Source organism: Parasphingopyxis sp., assembly GCF_028279465.1.
In the GTDB taxonomy this organism is placed as follows: Bacteria; Pseudomonadota; Alphaproteobacteria; order Sphingomonadales; family Sphingomonadaceae; genus Parasphingopyxis.
On the sequence record NZ_JANQNS010000015.1, the window covers coordinates 441,853 to 459,947 of the forward strand.

At 61.9% G+C, this 18,095-nt stretch carries 15 protein-coding genes and 1 tRNA gene; 6 read left to right on the forward strand and 10 right to left on the reverse strand.

Going from position 1 to position 18,095, the window contains the following annotated elements:
• Window position 1: 1 nt before the first annotated feature.
• The 3 genes from Q0974_RS11720 to moaA form a co-directional block, all read right to left on the reverse strand.
• Window positions 2-76: transfer RNA gene (locus Q0974_RS11720), tRNA-Asn, on the reverse strand.
• 85 nt (window positions 77-161) lie between these two features.
• The gene (locus tag Q0974_RS11725) at window positions 162-938 is read right to left on the reverse strand and encodes an NAD kinase (protein ID WP_299327801.1); all 777 of its coding nucleotides are present in this window, start codon (window positions 936-938) and stop codon (window positions 162-164) included.
• Complete coding sequence (gene moaA / locus Q0974_RS11730) at window positions 935-1,954, reverse strand: GTP 3',8-cyclase MoaA (RefSeq protein WP_299327802.1); 1,020 nt, start codon at window positions 1,952-1,954, stop codon at window positions 935-937. Before moaA ends, Q0974_RS11725 begins: the two co-directional genes overlap by 4 nt.
• 189 nt (window positions 1,955-2,143) lie before the next feature.
• On the opposite strand from moaA, the gene Q0974_RS11735 reads away from it, so the two are divergent.
• Window positions 2,144-4,123: an EAL domain-containing protein gene (locus tag Q0974_RS11735; RefSeq protein ID WP_299327803.1), complete on the forward strand. Its 1,980-nt coding sequence runs from the start codon at window positions 2,144-2,146 to the stop codon at window positions 4,121-4,123.
• On the opposite strand, the gene mfd is transcribed toward Q0974_RS11735, so the two are convergent.
• Entirely contained in the window at window positions 4,120-7,578 is a 3,459-nt protein-coding gene (gene mfd, locus Q0974_RS11740; RefSeq protein ID WP_299327804.1) for a transcription-repair coupling factor, read from the reverse strand. The genes Q0974_RS11735 and mfd overlap by 4 nt on opposite strands.
• A complete protein-coding gene (locus tag Q0974_RS11745) occupies window positions 7,575-7,841 on the reverse strand; it encodes a succinate dehydrogenase assembly factor 2 (RefSeq protein WP_299327805.1) in 267 nt (88 codons plus the stop codon). The genes mfd and Q0974_RS11745 overlap by 4 nt, the downstream gene beginning before the upstream one ends.
• 72 nt (window positions 7,842-7,913) lie before the next feature.
• On the opposite strand from Q0974_RS11745, the gene recG reads away from it, so the two are divergent.
• Complete coding sequence (gene recG / locus Q0974_RS11750; RefSeq protein WP_299327806.1) at window positions 7,914-9,974, forward strand: ATP-dependent DNA helicase RecG; 2,061 nt, start codon at window positions 7,914-7,916, stop codon at window positions 9,972-9,974.
• Here the strand turns inward: recG and Q0974_RS11755 are convergent.
• Window positions 9,971-10,315: a PilZ domain-containing protein gene (locus Q0974_RS11755; RefSeq protein ID WP_299327807.1), complete on the reverse strand. Its 345-nt coding sequence runs from the start codon at window positions 10,313-10,315 to the stop codon at window positions 9,971-9,973. The two genes, recG and Q0974_RS11755, sit on opposite strands and share 4 nt — an antisense overlap.
• Before the next feature lie 149 nt (window positions 10,316-10,464).
• On the opposite strand from Q0974_RS11755, the gene Q0974_RS11760 reads away from it, so the two are divergent.
• Window positions 10,465-11,844: an MATE family efflux transporter gene (locus Q0974_RS11760; RefSeq protein WP_299327808.1), complete on the forward strand. Its 1,380-nt coding sequence runs from the start codon at window positions 10,465-10,467 to the stop codon at window positions 11,842-11,844.
• On the opposite strand, the gene tyrS is transcribed toward Q0974_RS11760, so the two are convergent.
• Complete coding sequence (gene tyrS, locus Q0974_RS11765) at window positions 11,841-13,073, reverse strand: tyrosine--tRNA ligase (RefSeq protein ID WP_299327809.1); 1,233 nt, start codon at window positions 13,071-13,073, stop codon at window positions 11,841-11,843. The two genes, Q0974_RS11760 and tyrS, sit on opposite strands and share 4 nt — an antisense overlap.
• Before the next feature lie 77 nt (window positions 13,074-13,150).
• Here tyrS and Q0974_RS11770 point away from each other — a divergent pair, with 77 nt between their 5' ends.
• Together Q0974_RS11770 and Q0974_RS11775 are read left to right on the forward strand one after the other, a co-directional pair.
• On the forward strand, window positions 13,151-13,699 hold the full coding sequence (locus Q0974_RS11770) for a DOMON-like domain-containing protein (protein WP_299327810.1): 549 nt from the start codon (window positions 13,151-13,153) through the stop codon (window positions 13,697-13,699).
• The gene (locus Q0974_RS11775) at window positions 13,696-14,907 is read left to right on the forward strand and encodes a DUF1343 domain-containing protein (RefSeq protein ID WP_299327811.1); all 1,212 of its coding nucleotides are present in this window, start codon (window positions 13,696-13,698) and stop codon (window positions 14,905-14,907) included. The genes Q0974_RS11770 and Q0974_RS11775 overlap by 4 nt, the downstream gene beginning before the upstream one ends.
• Here the strand turns inward: Q0974_RS11775 and Q0974_RS11780 are convergent.
• The 3 genes from Q0974_RS11780 to Q0974_RS11790 are packed head-to-tail and all read right to left on the reverse strand — an operon-like array spanning window position 14,904 to window position 17,222.
• Window positions 14,904-15,623: a VIT family protein gene (locus Q0974_RS11780; RefSeq protein WP_299327812.1), complete on the reverse strand. Its 720-nt coding sequence runs from the start codon at window positions 15,621-15,623 to the stop codon at window positions 14,904-14,906. The genes Q0974_RS11775 and Q0974_RS11780 overlap by 4 nt on opposite strands.
• 1 nt (window position 15,624) lies before the next feature.
• Window positions 15,625-16,038, reverse strand: a complete 414-nt coding sequence (locus tag Q0974_RS11785) for a hypothetical protein (RefSeq protein WP_299327813.1) — start codon at window positions 16,036-16,038, stop codon at window positions 15,625-15,627.
• Window positions 16,038-17,222, reverse strand: coding sequence for a VWA domain-containing protein (locus tag Q0974_RS11790; protein ID WP_299327814.1), 1,185 nt, complete (start codon window positions 17,220-17,222; stop codon window positions 16,038-16,040). The genes Q0974_RS11785 and Q0974_RS11790 overlap by 1 nt, the downstream gene beginning before the upstream one ends.
• 153 nt (window positions 17,223-17,375) lie before the next feature.
• Between Q0974_RS11790 and Q0974_RS11795 the strand changes: the two genes are divergently transcribed.
• Window positions 17,376-18,092, forward strand: a complete 717-nt coding sequence (locus tag Q0974_RS11795; RefSeq protein ID WP_299327815.1) for an SDR family NAD(P)-dependent oxidoreductase — start codon at window positions 17,376-17,378, stop codon at window positions 18,090-18,092.
• Window positions 18,093-18,095 lie beyond the last annotated feature (3 nt).

The window sequence follows — 18,095 nt, forward strand, 5'->3', positions numbered from 1 at the left end:
GTGGCTCCCCGGGTCTGATTCGAACAGACGACCGATCGGTTAACAGCCGATTGCTCTACCGCTGAGCTACCGGGGAATGCACTTGAAAGCCGCCGCACGAAGCAAGGTTCATCCGGCAGACGCGCGCCTATAGCAACGCTTTGTGGAACTATGCAAGCATCTCAAACGATGAATTGTTCACGCCAGATACGATCATCGAGCGCATGTTCGGGATCGAACATCAGCGAAAGCGTAAGGCTCGTATCGAGGCGCACTTCCACCGTCGCAACATCGCGCACCTCGCGTTGGTCGGCGACGGCGCTGACCGGCCGTTTGAGGGGCTCGAGAACCCTGAAAGCGATACGCGTCGTGTCCGGCAATATGGCGCCGCGCCAGCGCCTCGGCCGGAACGGGCTGATCGGCGTCAGCGCGACCAGATTCGATCCCATCGGTAAGATCGGGCCGCGCGCTGAGAGGTTATAGGCGGTCGAACCGGCCGGCGTGGCGACGATCACGCCGTCGCATACCAGTTCCTCTATCACGACAGCATCTCCCGCCATGACTTCCAGTTTCGCCGTCTGCCGGGTTTCTCTAAGCAGCGAGACCTCGTTGATCGCCGGGCTGGAGACAGTATCTCCGTTGATCGTCACGGCGTCCATGCGCAGCGGCGTCACCGAGAATGTTTTCGCCTTATCGAGCCGTTTCTCCAGTCCGTCCGGCCGCCATTCGTTCATTAGAAAGCCGACAGTGCCAAGGTTCATGCCGAAAACTGGCAATATCCGGTGATCAGCCAGCATCTGGTGCAGAGTCTGTAGCATGAAGCCATCGCCGCCCAGGGCAATGACCCCTTCCGCTTCTTTCAGATCGACGAATTCGTGCCGTTCGCGCAGAAGTGTGTCGGCCGCCTGCGCCTCCTCGGTCGGCGAGGCGACGAGCGCATATTTGCCGTCGATGGTCATCCGCCGGTGACGCTCATATGGCGTGTGACGGCGGGCTGCGCGTCATCCGCGCCAATATGGAAGTCATGGCGACGCGGCTTGCGGATCATCGCCTCATCGAGCACCTGGTCGAGTGCCTCGCGCCCGCCCTCGCGCAGCGCGGACTTGAGATCGAGATGATCGTCATGCCCGAGGCACATATAGATTTTTCCGGATACGGTAACTCGCACGCGGTTGCAGCCATCGCAGAAATTGTTGGTGAGCGGGGTGATCAGGCCGAGTTTGAGACCGAGTTGCTCGACATTCCAATAACGTGCTGGTCCGCCTGTCCGCTCGGCGAGCGGGATCAGCGAAAATTGCTGCTCGAGATCGTGCTTGACCGCATCGAGCGGCAGATAGCGATCGCTCCGATCATCGTCGATATGCCCGAGCGGCATGGTTTCGATCAGCGTCAGATCGTGGCCTTGATCAGCGCACCAGCGCATCATCGGTACGATATGGTGGTCGTTCATGCCGGCAAGCGCGACCATGTTGATCTTGACGCGCAAACCGGCCGCCTGTGCCGCCGCAATGCCGTCCAGCGTTTTCTCCAGATCGCCCCATCGCGTGATATAGCGAAAGGCATCCGGGTCGAGCGTATCGAGGCTGACATTGACGCGTTTCACGCCTGCGTCCGCCAAAGCGTCCGCATGGTCTGCAAGACGCGTGGCATTGGTGGTCATCGTCAGTTCGTCAAGACCGCCACCGTTCAGATGACGGCCGAGCCGTGCGGCCAGATCGGTTACGCCTTTGCGGACAAGCGGTTCGCCACCGCTCAGCCGGATTTTGCGCACGCCGCGCGCGATAAAGGCCTCGGCGATCATATCGATTTCTTCGAAGGACAAAATCTCCCGGCGCGGCAGAAATTCCATCTTTTCGGCCATGCAATAGCGACATCTGAGGTCGCACCGGTCGGTCACCGATATCCGCACATAGGTGATCCGTCGGCCGAACCCGTCGGTCAGCGGCCGTGTGTCGGTGGTTGCTGCGCCAGCCATGCCCAAGCCCTAGGGCGGGGCCGGTGCTGGAGCAAGTGTGGATCAGAACATTGCGCGCGCCATGCGGCGCTCTAGAGTATCGGCACGCGCTGCGAGCCTTTTCGCATAGTGGAGGCGAAAGCCATATCGACCTTTGCATCTTCGACCGGCAATCCGCTTTTCCTGATTTCGTTCCGACAACGCAATGAAATGGCGGCCATCGTCGAACGGGCGGGCTGGACACCGATTGCGGCCCGGCGTTTGGAGAAAGCCGAACGGCGCTTCATTCTCTCAGGTTCGCGTATCGCACTGGTCGACGCGCGCGGCGCATTCGAGGACGGGCTCGCAGCAATCGCCGCTCTGGCGGAACCAGTGGAAGCCAATGCCGCGGCGCTTGTCGTGCTGATTTCCAAGACGGACATCGCGCAGGTCGACGCGGTGTTCGCGGCCGGTGCGACGCATTATCTGGCGAGTCCATTTGGCGAGCAGGAGTTGGTGCAGGCGTTGCGCTTTGCCGACCGATTTACCGAGCGTTTGGGTGGACGTTTTCATCGATCCGCCGAGCTGACGGGCGGGGGAGGGGACACGCTCAGCTGGCGGTTCGATCCCGAAGGCGGCGAAGTGGCGCTGGACCCGGCCCTATCCCATCTTCTCGGTCTCTCGCCCGAGAACGCCACTCTGTCAGCTTGGGACGATTTTGCCGCGCTGCTGGGCGAGAAAGCAGCGGAGGAGGGCACGCGTACACTGCGACAGCTCTCGGAGACGGCTGAACCCACAGCGTTCGCCCATGATATGCCCGGTTCGGGCGGTCAGCGGATGGTCCATCATCTCACGCTTGACGAAGCGACTGGCGAGGTTCGGGGACTAGTCGAACTGCCCGATGAGGAGGCCGACGAACCAGCGCGGGCGGAGCATGACTATCTGACCGGTATCGGCGATGTGCGCGGCGCTTATCGATGGATCGACCGGCAGCTCCAGGCCGAATCCGGCAATCTGGCCCTATTGCTGATCTCACTGCACAGGTTCGAACGCATCAACCAGGCCTATGGCAATGCGATCGGCGATGCGGCGCTCAAGAGTATGGCACGCCGGATCGAACGGCTTGTTCTCGATATGCCGGTTGCGAAAAAACTGGTCGCACGATTGGCAGGTGCCGAGTTTGCCGTCGGCCTTGCTCCCGGTGTCACGCTCGACGAAGCGGAATTCGCGGCGCGGCAGCTGGTTAGCGTCATCGAGCAGCCCTTCATAACCGACGGGCAAGTAATCCGGCTCAAGGCGCGCTGCGGCATCGTGACCGACACGGCGGACGATGTGGACGCGGCGGCCGTCATGCGCCGCGCGAGCGTGGCACTCGCCGAGGCGCGCGACAGCGATAGTCAGCCAATCCGGGTATTTGGAGTGGAAGAGGCGGTTGAAGCGGTTCGCGACAGTCGGCTCGAGATCGATTTGCGGCTCGCGCTGGATCGCGATGAAATCGATATCCTTTTCCAGCCGCAAGTGTCCGTGACTTCCGGAGCGGTCCTTGGCGTCGAGGCCCTTGCGCGCTGGCGGCATCCGCAATTTGGCGAACTGGGCGCGATTGCGCTTTTCGCGGCGGCCGAGCGCTCGGATTATGTGACCGAATTGTCAGCGCATGTGCAGGCCAAGGCGGTACGGATGGCGGCGCAATGGCCGGATGTTCTCAAAGATCTGCGGCTGTCGATCAATGTGACCGCCGCCGACATGGCGGAAGCTGATTTTGTCGATCGTTTCGTCGATATGGTCGACACATCCGGTTTCGAGCGATCCCGGATGACGGCTGAGGTTACCGAAAGCGGTCTTATCGAAGATCTTGGCGTCGCGGCCGATCGGCTTGCGCGGCTTCGAGCGGAAGGCTTTCGCGTCGCGATTGACGATTTCGGGACCGGCTATTCGAGTCTCGCCTATCTGAAATCTTTGCCGCTCGATTATCTCAAAATCGACCGCCGGCTGAGTCAGGACATTGCTGGCAGCGCGCGGGACCGCATTGTCGTGACCGGGGTTATCGAGATGGCGCGGTCTCTCGGCCTGTCGGTGATTGCCGAGGGCGTCGAAACACAGGAGCAGCTTGAACTGCTCGCCGAGCAGGGCTGCGAACTCTACCAGGGTTTTCTCTGTTCGCCGCCGATCGATGTCGAAGCACTTGCGAAAACGGTGTCGGCGCAAAACTAACGCGCAGCCTTGGCGAGACCTTTCGAGAGTTGCAAAGCGCCGTTGAGCCGCGCCTGCGGATCGCCCCAATTGCGCGTGATGACGAGTTTGTGATCCGGGCGGAGCTTGGCGGTGCCCTTCAGCCGTTCGACATAGTCGATAAGTCCGGCCGGATTCGGGAAACTGTCCTTGAAGAAGCTGACCAGCGCGCCGCGCGGGCCGACGTCGATCTTGGCGACATGCGCAGCCTTGGCGTTGAGCTTCGTCTCGATCACCTTAAGCAGATTGGCAGTCGGCGCGGGAATGTCCCCGAAGCGGTCGATCAGCTCTGCGGCGAAGGCCTCCACTTCTTGGCGGTTTTCGAGCGCGTTCATGCGACGATAGAGACCCATGCGCAGATCGAGATCGGGCACATAATCGTCGGGAATGAGGATTGGGGCGTCGACGGTGATCTGCGGTGAGAAATCGCGCTTGTCGTCTTCGAGGCTGATATCACCAGCCTTGGCCGCGACAATTGCGTCTTCGAGCATCGACTGGTAGAGTTCGAAACCAACCTCCTTGATATGGCCCGACTGTTCGTCGCCGAGCAGGTTGCCCGCGCCGCGCTGGTCGAGATCGTGGCTCGCGAGTTGGAAGCCCGCGCCCAAAGATTCGAGATCGGAGAGTACACCGAGCCGTTTCTCCGCCGCTTCCGTCACGATCCTGTTGGCCGGTGTCGTCAGATAGGCATAGGCGCGTTCCTTTGAACGCCCGACACGGCCGCGCAGCTGATAGAGCTGAGCGAGGCCGAACTGGTTGGCGCGATGGACGATCAGCGTGTTAGCCGAGGGGATATCGAGCCCGCTCTCCACGATTGTCGTCGAGAGCAGCACGTCATATTTCTTGTCGTAAAAGGCGCTCATACGTTCTTCGACGGTCGTCGGGGGCATTTGGCCATGCGCGGTGATGAAGCTGACCTCGGGGATTTCTTCACGCAGAAACTCTTCGAGATCGGGCAGGTCGGCTATGCGCGGGGCGACGAAAAAGCTCTGCCCGCCGCGATAATGTTCGCGCAGCAACGCCTCGCGCAGCACGACCGGATCCCAGGGCATGACATAGGTGCGTACGGCCAGCCGGTCGATCGGCGGTGTCTGGATGACGGAGAGTTCGCGCAAACCCGACATCGCCATCTGCAGCGTGCGCGGGATCGGGGTGGCGGTCAGTGTGAGCACATGGACGTCGGATTTCAGCGCTTTCAGCCGTTCCTTGTGCACAACGCCAAAGTGCTGCTCTTCGTCGACGATTACGAGGCCAAGCCGCTTGAACTCGACCGACTTGGCGAGCAGCGCATGCGTGCCGATTACGATATCGATAGACCCATCGGCCACGCCTTCGCGCGTCGCCTTGACCTCCGCGTTCGGCACGAGCCGGGACAGGCGGCCGATCTTCATCGGAAAGCCCGAAAAGCGCTCCGTGAAACTGGAAAAATGTTGCCGGGCGAGTAGGGTGGTCGGACAGACAAGCGCGACCTGCATCCCCGCCATCGCCGCGACATAGGCGGCACGCAATGCCACCTCCGTCTTACCGAAACCGACATCGCCGCACACCAGCCGGTCCATCGGCGTGCCCTTACCGAGATCAGCGATGACCTGCTCGATGGCCCGGTCCTGGTCTTCGGTTTCGGCATAGGGGAAGCGGTCGACGAAACTTGCATAGCTTCCATCGGGTTTCGCGATATCGGCCTTGCGCAGAGCCCGCGCGGCGGCGGTTTCGATAAGATCGCCGGCGATTTCGCGGATCCGGTCCTTCATCCGCGCCTTGCGCCGCTGCCAGCCTTCGCCGCCGAGCTTGTCTAGCCCGACGCCGTCGGCAGTCGCGCCGTAGCGCGAGAGCACATCGAGATTCTCGACCGGCACGTAGAGCTTGTCGCCGCCTGCATATTCGAGCGCGACGCAATCGTGTGGCGCATTGCCGACGGGGATCGAAGTCAGCCCCTCATATTTGCCGATGCCATGTTCGCTATGGACGACAAGATCGCCCGGCGAGAGCGTCGCAAGCTCGTTGAAAAAGGCATCGGCGTCCTTCTTGCGCCGCGTGCGCCGCCGCAATCGGTCGCCGAGCATGTCCTGTTCGGTAAGGACGGCGACATCTCGTGCCGTGAAACCATGATCGAGCGGGATGACCGATAGCGCGACCCCGCTGCCGAGCGCCGCCTGCCAATCGTCTGCAATTGCGGCGTCAGCGAGGCCATGCTCTTCGAGCAACCCGCCGAGCCGCTCGCGCGCCCCGCGGCTATAGCTGCCCAGAATGACCGTCTTGCCGTCCCTGCGCAGTGTTTCGATGTGCGAGACGACCGCCTCATAGACGTTCGCATTCGCTTTGCGCTCTGGTGCAAAGTCGCGCGCGCTGCTGACGCCCATATCGATAACAGTATCGCTTTCCGGTTCGGGAAATGGACTGGTGAGGTGCAGCGGCGATTCCGTTATCTGCGTCTGCCATTGCGCATCGGAGAGATACAATGTGTCCGGATCGAGCGGGCGGTAGCTGCCCGGTTCGGACGTGCGCATATTTTCGCGGTTGCGATGATAATCGGAGATCGCCTCGAAACGCGCTTCGGCGGCGGCTGGCGTGCCGCCGTCGCGGACATGGATTGCGTCACTCTCGAGATGATCGAAAAATGTCGCCAGCGATTCTTCGAATAATGGCAGCCAATGCTCCATGCCGGCCAGCCGCCGCCCTTCGCTGATCGCCTGATATAGTGGGTCGCCCGTCGCCGTGGCGCCGAACAGCTCGCGATAGCGGCCGCGAAAGCGCTTTATGTTTTCCGCGTCGAGCAGAGCCTCGGAAGCCGGGAGTAGGGTGAAGCTCTCCGCTCGACCGGTCGTCCGCTGATCGGCGGGATCGAAGCGTCGGATGCTTTCGATTTCGTCGCCGAAGAAATCGAGACGTAACGCTTCCTTCTCGCCGGATGGGAACAGGTCAAGGATCCCGCCCCGCACGGCATATTCGCCGGAATCGGCGACGCTCTCGACGCGGATATAGCCATTGGCTTGCAATCTGGCGGTCAGATCGTCCCGCTCGATCCGCTCGCCAGGGGCGAGGCGCGTAACCAGCTGCCGGATGCGGAACGGCGTCAGGGTGAGCTGCGTGACGGCGTTGACGGTCGTCGCCACGATGCGGGGCCTGTCACTGTCCCGCTGCAGTTCGTGCAATGCCGCAAGCCGTTCGGCCGATATACGCAAGCTCGGGCTGGCGCGGTCATAAGGGAGGCAGTCCCATGCCGGGAAAACGATGATCTCGATCTCGGGCGCGAAATAGCCGGCCGCATCGGCAAGACCGCGCATCGCCGCGTCGTCCGGCGCGATATAGACGAGCGGCTTGCTCTTGAACGCCGCCGCGCGCGCAAGATCCACCATCAGCGGGGGCAGAAAACCGGCCGGAGTACCGCTGAGCGTCAGCGGTTGCTGCGCGTCCAGGATCGTCTGAATATCGGTCATTTGGCGATCGGAATGTAATCCAGTTGCTGCATGCGCCGCATCATCGGGCCGTCGATGTCAGCGGGCGGCGTTTCCGTGCCGATCGCCCAGGCCATGATCAAGACATCGTCGATCTCGAGCAGCCGTTCGAACCAGTCGGTCTCCGCCGCCGTCCACCCGGCCGAAAACCGATCGAAAAAGCCACCGATCAGCAGGTCGGCTTCCTTCGTCCCGCGATGCCAGGCGCGAAACTTCAGGCGTTTGAGGCGATCCGCGTGATCCATGCCGGCTCCAACAGCAAAAGGCCGACAGGCGCTGGCGCGGCCTATCGGCTTCGGTGTACAGCCTACCTAATCATGCGCCCGGAGATTCTCAATCCGCTCTTTGCCGAAATCGAGACGCTGAAGGGCGTCGGGAAGGGACTGGCCAAGCCGCTAGGGCGGCTGAAGCTCGAACATGTCGGCGATCTGCTGTTTCATCTGCCCACTGGATGGATCGACCGGAAACATGTCGAGACGCTCGATATGGCCGATGCCGGGCGGGTGGTGACCGTCATTGTCACGCCGATCGACTATAAGGCGGGCGGGCCGCGCAGCCCCTTGCGCATTCAGGCGGCGGACGGGGAGGGCAATGTGATCAGCCTCGTCTATTTCAACAATCCGGGTTGGGCGAAGAAGCTGTTGCCGCTGAGCGAAGCGCGGGCGATTTCGGGGCGGATGGAGCTATACGGACAAGAGCTTCAGATCGTGCATCCGGACATGGTTGTGAAGCCCGAAGACATTGCCGAAATTCCGAAGCGCGAAGCCGTCTACGCGCTGTCCGAGGGCCTGACGAATAAGCGTATCGCCCAACTGGCCGAACAAGCGCTGGAGCGCGCGCCCGAGATGCCCGAATGGATCGAACCAAGCTTGAAGGAGCGCGAGGGTTGGCCGGGCTGGCGGGCTGCTATCGCGACGGCGCATACCAATCCGGCGGACGAGAAAGCCCGCCGCCGGCTCGCCTATGACGAGATTTTCGCCAACCAGTTGGCGCTGGCGCTTGTTCGGCAATCGGCGCGTAGCCGGCGCGGCGAGGCGCTGCGGCCGGATGGTCGGTTGCGGGATCAGTTACGGCTGCCGTACGAACCAACCAGCGCCCAATCGCGCAGCACCACCGAGATCGAGGCCGATGTGCAGCAGGATAAGCCCATGCTGCGCTTGCTGCAGGGTGATGTCGGCGCTGGAAAAACGCTGGTCGCGGTCAACGCGTTGCTGATGGCCGTCGAGTCGGGGACGCAGGGGGCGTTGCTTGCGCCGACAGAAATACTCGCGCGCCAACATTTCGATACGATCACGAAGATGCTTTCCGGCCTGCCGGTCAATGTCGCCGTGTTGACCGGACGCGATAAAGGCAAGACGCGCGAATCCACGCTGATGGGCTTGGCCGATGGGTCGATCGATATCCTGATCGGCACGCATGCGATCTTCCAGGAAGCTGTGCGCTACAAGAAGCTCGTTCTCGCGGTGGTCGACGAACAGCATCGCTTCGGCGTCGCGCAGCGGATGATGCTGGCGCAGAAAGCCGAGCGTCCGCCGCATCTGCTGGTGATGACGGCGACGCCGATCCCCCGCACACTGACGTTGACCCATTATGGCGAGATGGACGTGTCGCGGCTCGACGAAATGCCGCCGGGCCGTCAGCCGATCGAGACTCGGGTGATGTCGGTTCAGAGGCTCGACGAAATCGTCGACGGCCTGGGTCGGCATATCGGCAAGGGCGGACAGGCCTATTGGGTGTGTCCGCTTGTCGAGGAGAGCGCGCTGTCGGATCAGGCGGCGGCCGAGGAGCGAGCGCGGCTCTTACAAGCGCGATTCGGCGAAGATCGGGTCGGGTTGGTTCACGGCCGCATGAAAGGCCCGGAAAAAGATGCGGTCATGGAGCGTTTCCAGCGTGCCGAGCTGGCGGTGCTCGTGGCGACCACCGTCATCGAAGTCGGCGTCGATGTGCCCAATGCGACGCTGATGATCGTCGAGGGCGCAGACCGCTTCGGTTTGGCGCAGCTCCACCAACTGCGCGGCCGTGTAGGGCGCGGCGATGCCCAATCGATCTGTCTTTTATTGCGCGGTGATATGCTGAGCGAAACGGCACGGGCGCGGCTCAAACTGCTGCGCGAAACCAATGACGGTTTTCGGATAGCCGAAGAAGATCTGCGATTGCGCGGGGCAGGGGAGTTGCTTGGCACGCGCCAGTCCGGCGAAGTCGGATTTCGCGTGGCGCCGCCCGAACTGGTCGCCGAGCTTGCGCCGATCGCTAACGACGATGCGCGGCTGCTGATCGACAATGAAGGGGGGATCGAAAGTGCGCGCGGAGAGGCAGCGCGGATCGCGCTCTATCTCTTCAAGCGGGATGCAGCGGTGCCGCTGTTGCGTTCGGGCTAGTCTTCGTCGTTCTGCGCTTTGTGCGGCGTGGAATCGAGCAGCTGGCGATAGCCGCGCGCATCGAAGGGCCGGATGAACTCAGCGCCGATCCGGTCGCTCAGTGACCAGACGATGCGGGCGTTGACCTCACCGATCAGCGGCAGATCGAGACGCACCAGCGTTCCCTCGCGATAGGCTTTCGGTGAAATCGCCATAAACCCAAAGGGCGAGAGGTTGCCGACGAGAATTTCGTGGCCGTCCTCACCCGGTTCGTGCAGCGCGGCACGGATCGAGACGGCGTCACGCGCCGCCCGGCGCTTCTCAACGTCAAAAATATGCTGGGCAAGAGGTTGCGCACTCATCCCGAAATCTCCCAAAACACTGGAATCACGCGATTGTAGTGGCACAAACTCTTTAAACGCTCCCAAAGCGATGTGGCTAATTCGCGGTTTACCATTCGGTATTTCCGGAAATCCGGGATTTTCGACAAACGCACTTGTCAGGCTGGCCCATGCCCAGCAAAGCCCTGCGGATGCCGGATAAGCGCGATCTCACCCAAGGCAGTGTCCGGTATCAGCTGATACGACTGGCTGGTCCGCTCGTGTTCGGGATCATCGCGCTGATCTCCGTCGGGATTGTCGACGCCTATTTCCTCGGACAACTCGGTACGGAGCCGCTGGCGGCTATCAGCTTCGCTTTTCCGGTCTCCTTCGCGATCACCAGCCTTGCCATCGGCCTGTCCGCAGGGACGGGGTCGGTGCTTTCCCGCTCGATCGGTCGCAAGGATCGCGGCCGCACGAAACGGCTCGCGACGGACAGTCTGGTCCTCGCGCTGCTGCTGAGCATCTTCGTTGCGATTATCGGCTATCTTACGATCCGCCCGCTCTTCTCGCTAGTTGGCGCCGAGGGTCGCATTCTCGACCTGATCGAGATCTATATGACGATCTGGTATCTGAGCCTACCATTGCTGGTCATTGCGCAGGTCGCCAACAATATCCTGCGCGCCAATGGCGATACACTGGTGCCGAGCGGCTTGATGATCGGTTCTGCGGTCATCAACATCCTCCTCGACCCGCTCTTTATTTTCGGCGGTTTCGGAATCCCGGCGATGGGTATCGAAGGTGCGGCCTGGGCATTGGTCGCCGGACGTCTGTTCATCCCGCTGATCGCGATACCGGTGCTGATCTTCCGGGACCGGATGCTGGATTTCATTCTCCCGAACCTTGCCGACATGCTGGACAGCTGGCGCGAGATTTTGCGGATCGGGCTGCCCGCAGCCCTCGGCAATGCCGTCAATCCGATCGGCATATCGATCGTAACGGCGATGCTGGCTGTCTATGGCGCGGAGACCGTCGCCGGTTTCGGTGTCGCCACGCGACTCGAATCCTTCGCCTCCATTCCGATGCTTGCGCTGTCCGGTTCGATCGGGCCGCTTGTCGGGCAGAATTGGGGGGCGGGCAAGTTCGATCGGGTGCGTGAGGCCGTTCGCTTTGCCATGACGATCTGTATCGTCTGGGGCTTCGCCACGGCGGCGATCTTTGCCTTTGCGGCCGATCCGCTTTCGGCGCAGTTCAGCGATTCCGCGACGGTCACAGAGGAATCGCGCCTCTATCTCTGGGTCGTCCCGGCGACGCTGGCGGGTTATGGCGTGACGATCGTAGCGGCCGGGGCATTCAACGCGCTGGGCCGGCCGATGCTCGGGCTGGGTCTCTATCTTATTCGGACAGCCGCGCTCTATGTGCCGCTCGCCGGCATCGCGACCCTCCTGTTCGCGACCACAGGTGTCTATGCGGCGATCGCGATTACCAATGTTCTGGCCGGCATCGCCGTCTATTTCGCGACATTCCGCTGGCTAGAGGGGATGATCGCAAAGGAACGCGCAGCCGGCTAGCCGCGCGTCAGCACGCCATGCTTCTTCTTGCCGAGGCTGAGTTTCTTCTCGTCGCCTGGCTGGATGATGATGACGAAGCCGGCATCGGTGACCGGCTTGTCATCGATGCGCACCGCGCCCTCGGCGATCTTGCGCTTGGCCTCGCCATTGGAAGCTGCGAAGCCGATCGCCGTACAGGCCGCGCCGAGCCGGATACCGTCCGCCGGCACTTCGAGCGTGGGTAAATCCCTGCCGACACCACCGGCGCCAAAGGTCTCCGCCGCGGTCGCTTCGGCGGCTTTGGCCGCCTCTTCGCCGCGCACCATGGCGGTTACCGCATTGGCGAGCAGCGTTTTCGCTTCGTTGATCTCCGCGCCTTCGAGCTCTTCGAGCCGGGCGATCTCGTCGAGCGGGACGTCGGTGAACAACCGCAGAAAACGTCCGACATCGCGATCGTCGGTGTTGCGCCAATATTGCCAGAAATCGAAATTGGGCAGTTGCTCTTCGTTGAGCCAGACGGCGCCGGAGACCGATTTGCCCATCTTCTTGCCGTCAGCGGTTGTGATCAGGGGCGCGGTAACGCCGAACAGCTCCGCGCCGTCGATCCGCCGCGCCAACTCGATGCCGTTGACGATATTGCCCCATTGGTCGCTACCGCCGAGCTGCAGCTGACACCCATGATCGCGCGCGAGCTTCAGGAAATCGTAGGCCTGCAGGATCATATAATTGAATTCGAGAAAGGTGAGCGGCTGTTCGCGATCGAGGCGGAGTTTGACGCTATCGAAGGTCAGCATCCGGTTGATCGAAAAATGCTGGCCGACCTGCCGTAGAAACTCGATATAGCCGAGTTCGGAAAGCCAATCGTCGTTATTGATGAGCAGCGCGCCGGTTTCGCTATCGTCAAAGCGCAGGATTTTGGCGAAGGAATCGTGGATGGCAGCGATATTTGTGGCGAGTTTTTCCTCGGTTAGCAGCTGGCGCACATCGTCCTTGCCGGACGGATCGCCGATCTTCGCCGTGCCACCGCCCATGATCACTATCGGCCGATGCCCCGCCTGTTGCACGCGGCGAAGCAGCATGATTGAGGCGAGATTGCCGATATGGAGCGAGGGCGCGGTCGGATCGAAACCGACATAGCCGGCCACGACCTGTTTGGCGGCGAGCGCGTCCAACCCCTCAGCGTCGGTCAGCTGATGGATATGGCCGCGTTCTTCGAGTAGGCGCAGCAGATCGGATCGGTATTCGGTCATGCGGCGTCCGTTACAGGCTGGGCGCGAGCTGTGCAATTGCGCCTATGCCGCCGGGCCCAAACTTGCCAAAAGGCCGTATGACTTTTCGGCTTTCCTGCCATCCCGACACGCCGACTGATACCGTGCACGGCGTTGAAGTGAAGCATGAATGGAAATCGCGCGACACGCTGTGGTTGCGCTATTTTGTCGATTGTCCGGTCGATCGTCTCTTCATTCCCGGTCCCGCGGAACCGGAACGCATGGACGATCTCTGGCATTCGACCTGTTTCGAATTGTTCCTGCGCGAACCCGGAGCAGCGCCTTATTACGAGTTCAACTTTTCTCCCTCGAGTAGATGGGCGGCCTATGGCTTCACCCATTTCCGCGAAGGTGCGCATGACCTTGCGGTTCCATCCGATCCGGCCATTGCTCCGCTCGATGCAGGCGATAGCTATTTCGCGCTTGAGGTCGATGTCACCCTTCCGCCTGATCGAATCTACCCGGCCATGCTGGCGGCAATATCGGCGATCATCGTCGATGCCGACGGGAACAAGACATATTGGGGCTATCGGCATCCCGAGGGCAAACCGGAATTCCATCATGCGGATTGCTTTGCGGCGCGATTGACGCCACCCGAGGCCGCATGAAATTCGGAATTGATCGCCTTCTCGAAGACCCCGAACTCCGCAACCCGCTGGAAGGGCAGCGGGTTGCGCTGCTTGCCCATCCGGCGTCTGTCACCGCCGATCTTACCCATAGCCTCGACGCGCTGATTGCCGCCGGGATCAACGTCACCGCCGCTTTCGGGCCGCAGCATGGGATCAAGGGCGACAAGCAGGACAATATGGTCGAGACCCAGGATGATAGCGATCCGGTGTACGGCATACCCGTATTCAGCCTGTATGGCGAAGTCCGCCGCCCAACCGGCCAGTCGATGGGCACCTTCGATACGGTGCTGATTGACCTGCAAGATCTGGGCTGCCGCATCTACACCTTCATCACGACGCTGCGCTACATGCTCGAAGCCGCCGCCGCGCATGGCAAATCGGTCTGGGTGCTGGATCGCCCCAACCCCGCGGGCCGCCCGATCGAGGGGATGACTTTGCGCGAGGGCTGGGAGAGCTTTGTCGGGGCCGGGCCAATGCCGATGCGGCACGGACTCACGATGGGCGAGATGGGGCGCTGGTTTATCGGCCATTTCGGCATCGACGTCGACTATCGGGTGATCGAGATGGAAGGCTGGGCGCCGGACAGCGGGCCGGGCTACGGCTGGCCGGAGAGCCGCATCTGGATCAACCCGAGCCCTAACGCTGCCAACCTCAACATGGCGCGCGCCTATGCCGGCACAGTGATGCTGGAAGGCACGACGCTGAGCGAGGGCAGGGGGACAACGCGCCCGCTCGAAATCTTCGGCGCGCCAGATATCAACGCCCATGCCGTGCTGGCCGAGATGGAGCGGCTTGCGCCGGATTGGCTGGCTGGCTGCACGCTGCGCGAAATCTGGTTCCAGCCCACCTTTCACAAGCATGTCGGCGAACTCTGCCATGGCGTCCATATCCATGCCGAGGGTAGCGCATATGATCACCAACAGTTCAAGCCGTGGCGGCTCCAGGCGCTGGCCTTTAAGGCGATCCGGCGGTTCTATCCGGACTATGAAATCTGGCGCGGCAAGGATTTCGCCTATGAATATACCGAAGACGTGCTGGCTATCGATGTGATCAATGGCTCACCCCTGCTGCGGGAATGGGTGGATGACAGCCAAGCCGAACCGGGGGATCTTGAGGCAATAACCCAGCCCGATGAGACCGCATGGCGCACGGAGTTGGAGGCCAGTCTAACCTACCGCTCGTCCTAGACCGCCGACCCGATAAGCGTGCCGATGCCTGCCGTCACTGCCATGGCCAACGCGCCCCAGAAGATAATCCGCGCTGTCGCAACGCCGATTTTCGCGCCGCCCGCCCGCGCACTGGCGACGCCGAGCAGTGCCAGGGCAAGCAAAGTGGCGGCGGCGACCCAGGCGATCAGCGCTTCCAGCGGAGCGATCAAAGCTATTGCGAGCGGCAGCGCCGCCCCAGTTGCGAACGCTGCAGCAGACGCTAGCGCGGCCTGCACCGGCCGGGCCCGTCCTGTATCCGAGATGCCCAGTTCGTCGCGGGCATGGGCGGCGAGCGCATCATGCTCCATAAGCTGGTGCGCGACGGTCCGCGCGGTTTCGCGATCGAGGCCGCGCTTTTCGTAGATAGCGGCGAGCTCGTGGAGCTCTGCGGCGGGCTGTTCCGTCAGTTCGCGGCGCTCGCGCTTGAGATCGGCTTTTTCGGTGTCGGCCTGCGAACTCACCGAGACATATTCGCCCGCCGCCATCGACATCGCGCCGGCAACCAGCGCGGCAACCCCGGCGATAATCACGCTCTCCCGGCTCGTTGCCGCGGCGGCGACGCCGACGATCAGGCTGGCGGTCGAGACGATCCCGTCATTGGCGCCCAGCACGGCGGCGCGCAGCCAGCCGACACGGTGCACGAGATGGGTTTCGCCGTGCGGCCGGCTCGGAAGAGGCGGCGTGCGGCGTGCCATATCAGGCGTTTTCCCGTGATCGCCGCGCCGCCTTGTCGGCGATACGCGCGAAGGCCCAATGCAACGCGGACCAGCATATCGCCGTTAGCCCGCCATAGCTCGCGCCGATAAGCGCGAGATCGAGCGCTTTCGGGTGGGAGACCCCGGCAATCGCCAGCGTCAGGCCCAGCAACAGTCCGCCGGCTGCAAAGCCGCAAACGGCTAGCACGGCATATCGTCCGAGATCGGCTTTCATCTTCCGGGCCAGCACCGCATGCATCGGCCAGAGGATAAGAAACGCGCCGATCAGCGTGAAGGGCAGGGCGTCGATTGCAGCCTGACCCGGCTCCAGCGGGAAGAGTATGTTACCGGCGATCAGTCCGCCGACCGCTGCGCCAGCCGATGCGGCGAATCCTGCGGCGCGGGAGCCTGCCACTAATTCCCCTGCTTCCGCGTCAATTCCCGCATCGCGTCGTCAAGCCCGTCCAGCGTCAGCGGATACATGCGGTCGTTCATAAGCTCGCGGATCACCTTGGTGCTCTGTGAATAGCCCCACTGCGCCTCGGGCACGGGGTTGAGCCAGGCCGCCGCGGGATAGGTGTTGGTCAGCCGGTGCATCCACACCGCGCCGGCCTCCTCGTTGAAATGCTCGACCGAGCCGCCCGGATGGGTGATCTCATAGGGGCTCATCGAGGCGTCCCCGACAAAGACGAGTTTATAATCATGCCCATATTTGTGGAGCACGTCCCAGGTCGGCGTGCGTTCGGAAAAGCGCCGCCGGTTGTCCTTCCACAGGCCTTCATACGGGCAGTTGTGGAAGTAGAAGAATTCGAGATTCTTGAATTCGCTGGTCGCGGCGCTGAACAGTTCTTCGCACAGCTTGATGTGCGGATCCATCGAGCCGCCGACATCGAGAAACAGCAGCACCTTGATGGCGTTGCGGCGTTCGGCGCGCATATGGATATCGAGCCAACCCTTGCGCGCCGTGCCATCGATCGTGCTCTTGATATCGAGCTCGTCCTGCGCCCCGTCCCGCGCGAATTTCCGCAGCCGTCGCAGCGCGACCTTGATATTGCGGGTGCCGAGTTCCTTGGTCGAATCGAGATTCTGGAACTCGCGCTTTTCCCAGACCTTGACCGCCTTGCCATGCTTGGCCTTGCCGCCGATCCGCACACCCTCGGGGTTGTAGCCCGAATTCCCATAAGGCGAGGTGCCGCCCGTGCCGATCCATTTATTGCCGCCTTCGTGGCGTTTCTGCTGTTCCTCGAGCCGCTCCTTCAGCGTCTCCATAATCTCTTCCCAGCTGCCGAGCTTCTCGATCTCGGCCATTTCCTCTTCCGAGAGATATTTTTCGGCGACGGCTTTCAGCCAGTCCTCGGGTAGCTCGACCGCATCCTCGCCATAGGTCGTTTCGATGCCCTTGAAGACTTTCGCGAACACCTGGTCGAACCGGTCGAGCAGGCCCTCGTCTTTCACGAAGGTGGCGCGGGCGAGGAAATAGAAATCCTCTGGCCGTCGCTCGATCACATCCTTGTCGAGCGCGTCGAGCAGGGTGAGATGCTCTTTCAGGCTGGCCGGGATGCCGGCGGTGCGCAGTTCATCGACAAAGGAGAAAAACATGGGCGGGCTTTCGATATTGGTCCGGACGGGGCCGATAACTTCACACGGCTTCACACACTGAAAAAAGCAAAAAACTTGTACGGCTTTCCGTTGACGGCAACTATGACAGATCGAAACCGTGTAGGAAAGCAGCGGACAACGTAGGAGAGCGATATGAGCGATTTTTCGGGCAAGCATGTGCTGGTGACGGGCGGCAGCCAGGGCATCGGCTATGAGACGGCGAAGGCTTTTGCGGACGCCGGCGCAGAAGTCACGATCACCGGCACGCGTGCATCGGCGTCCGATTATGACGATGATCTGTCCGCTTTTAGCTATGTCCAGTGCGACGTCAGCGACGATGCACAGCGTGTCGCGCTATGCGACGGGATCGAGCAGCTCGATGTGCTTGTGAACAATGCCGGAATGGGCGGTGGGGCGACGGAGTTTGAGATGGATACATTCCGCCGCGTGCTGGAAGTCAATCTGATGTCGATCCACGACATCACGACGCGGCTGTTTCCACTGCTTGAGAAAAGCGGCGGCAATATCGTCAATATCGGCTCCTGCGCGTCCTTTCTCAGCATCCCCAACGCGCCCGCTTATACGACGAGCAAGGCGGCCGTGCTCGGCATCACGCGCGCCCAGGCCGATCACGGCGCGAAGCGCGGTGTGCGCGCCAATATGGTCGCACCCGGCTTTATCGAAACGCGGATGACATCGGGCTTGGACGAAAATGCCGAGTTCAAGGCGAAGCTCGTCCGCACCATCCCGATGCGCCGCATGGGCACGCCGGACGAAATGGCGCCGATCGTGCTGTTCCTGGCTTCAGAGGGGGCGAGCTACGTCACGGGCCAATCGCTGATCGCGGACGGCGGGCTAGTGTTGCACTAACTG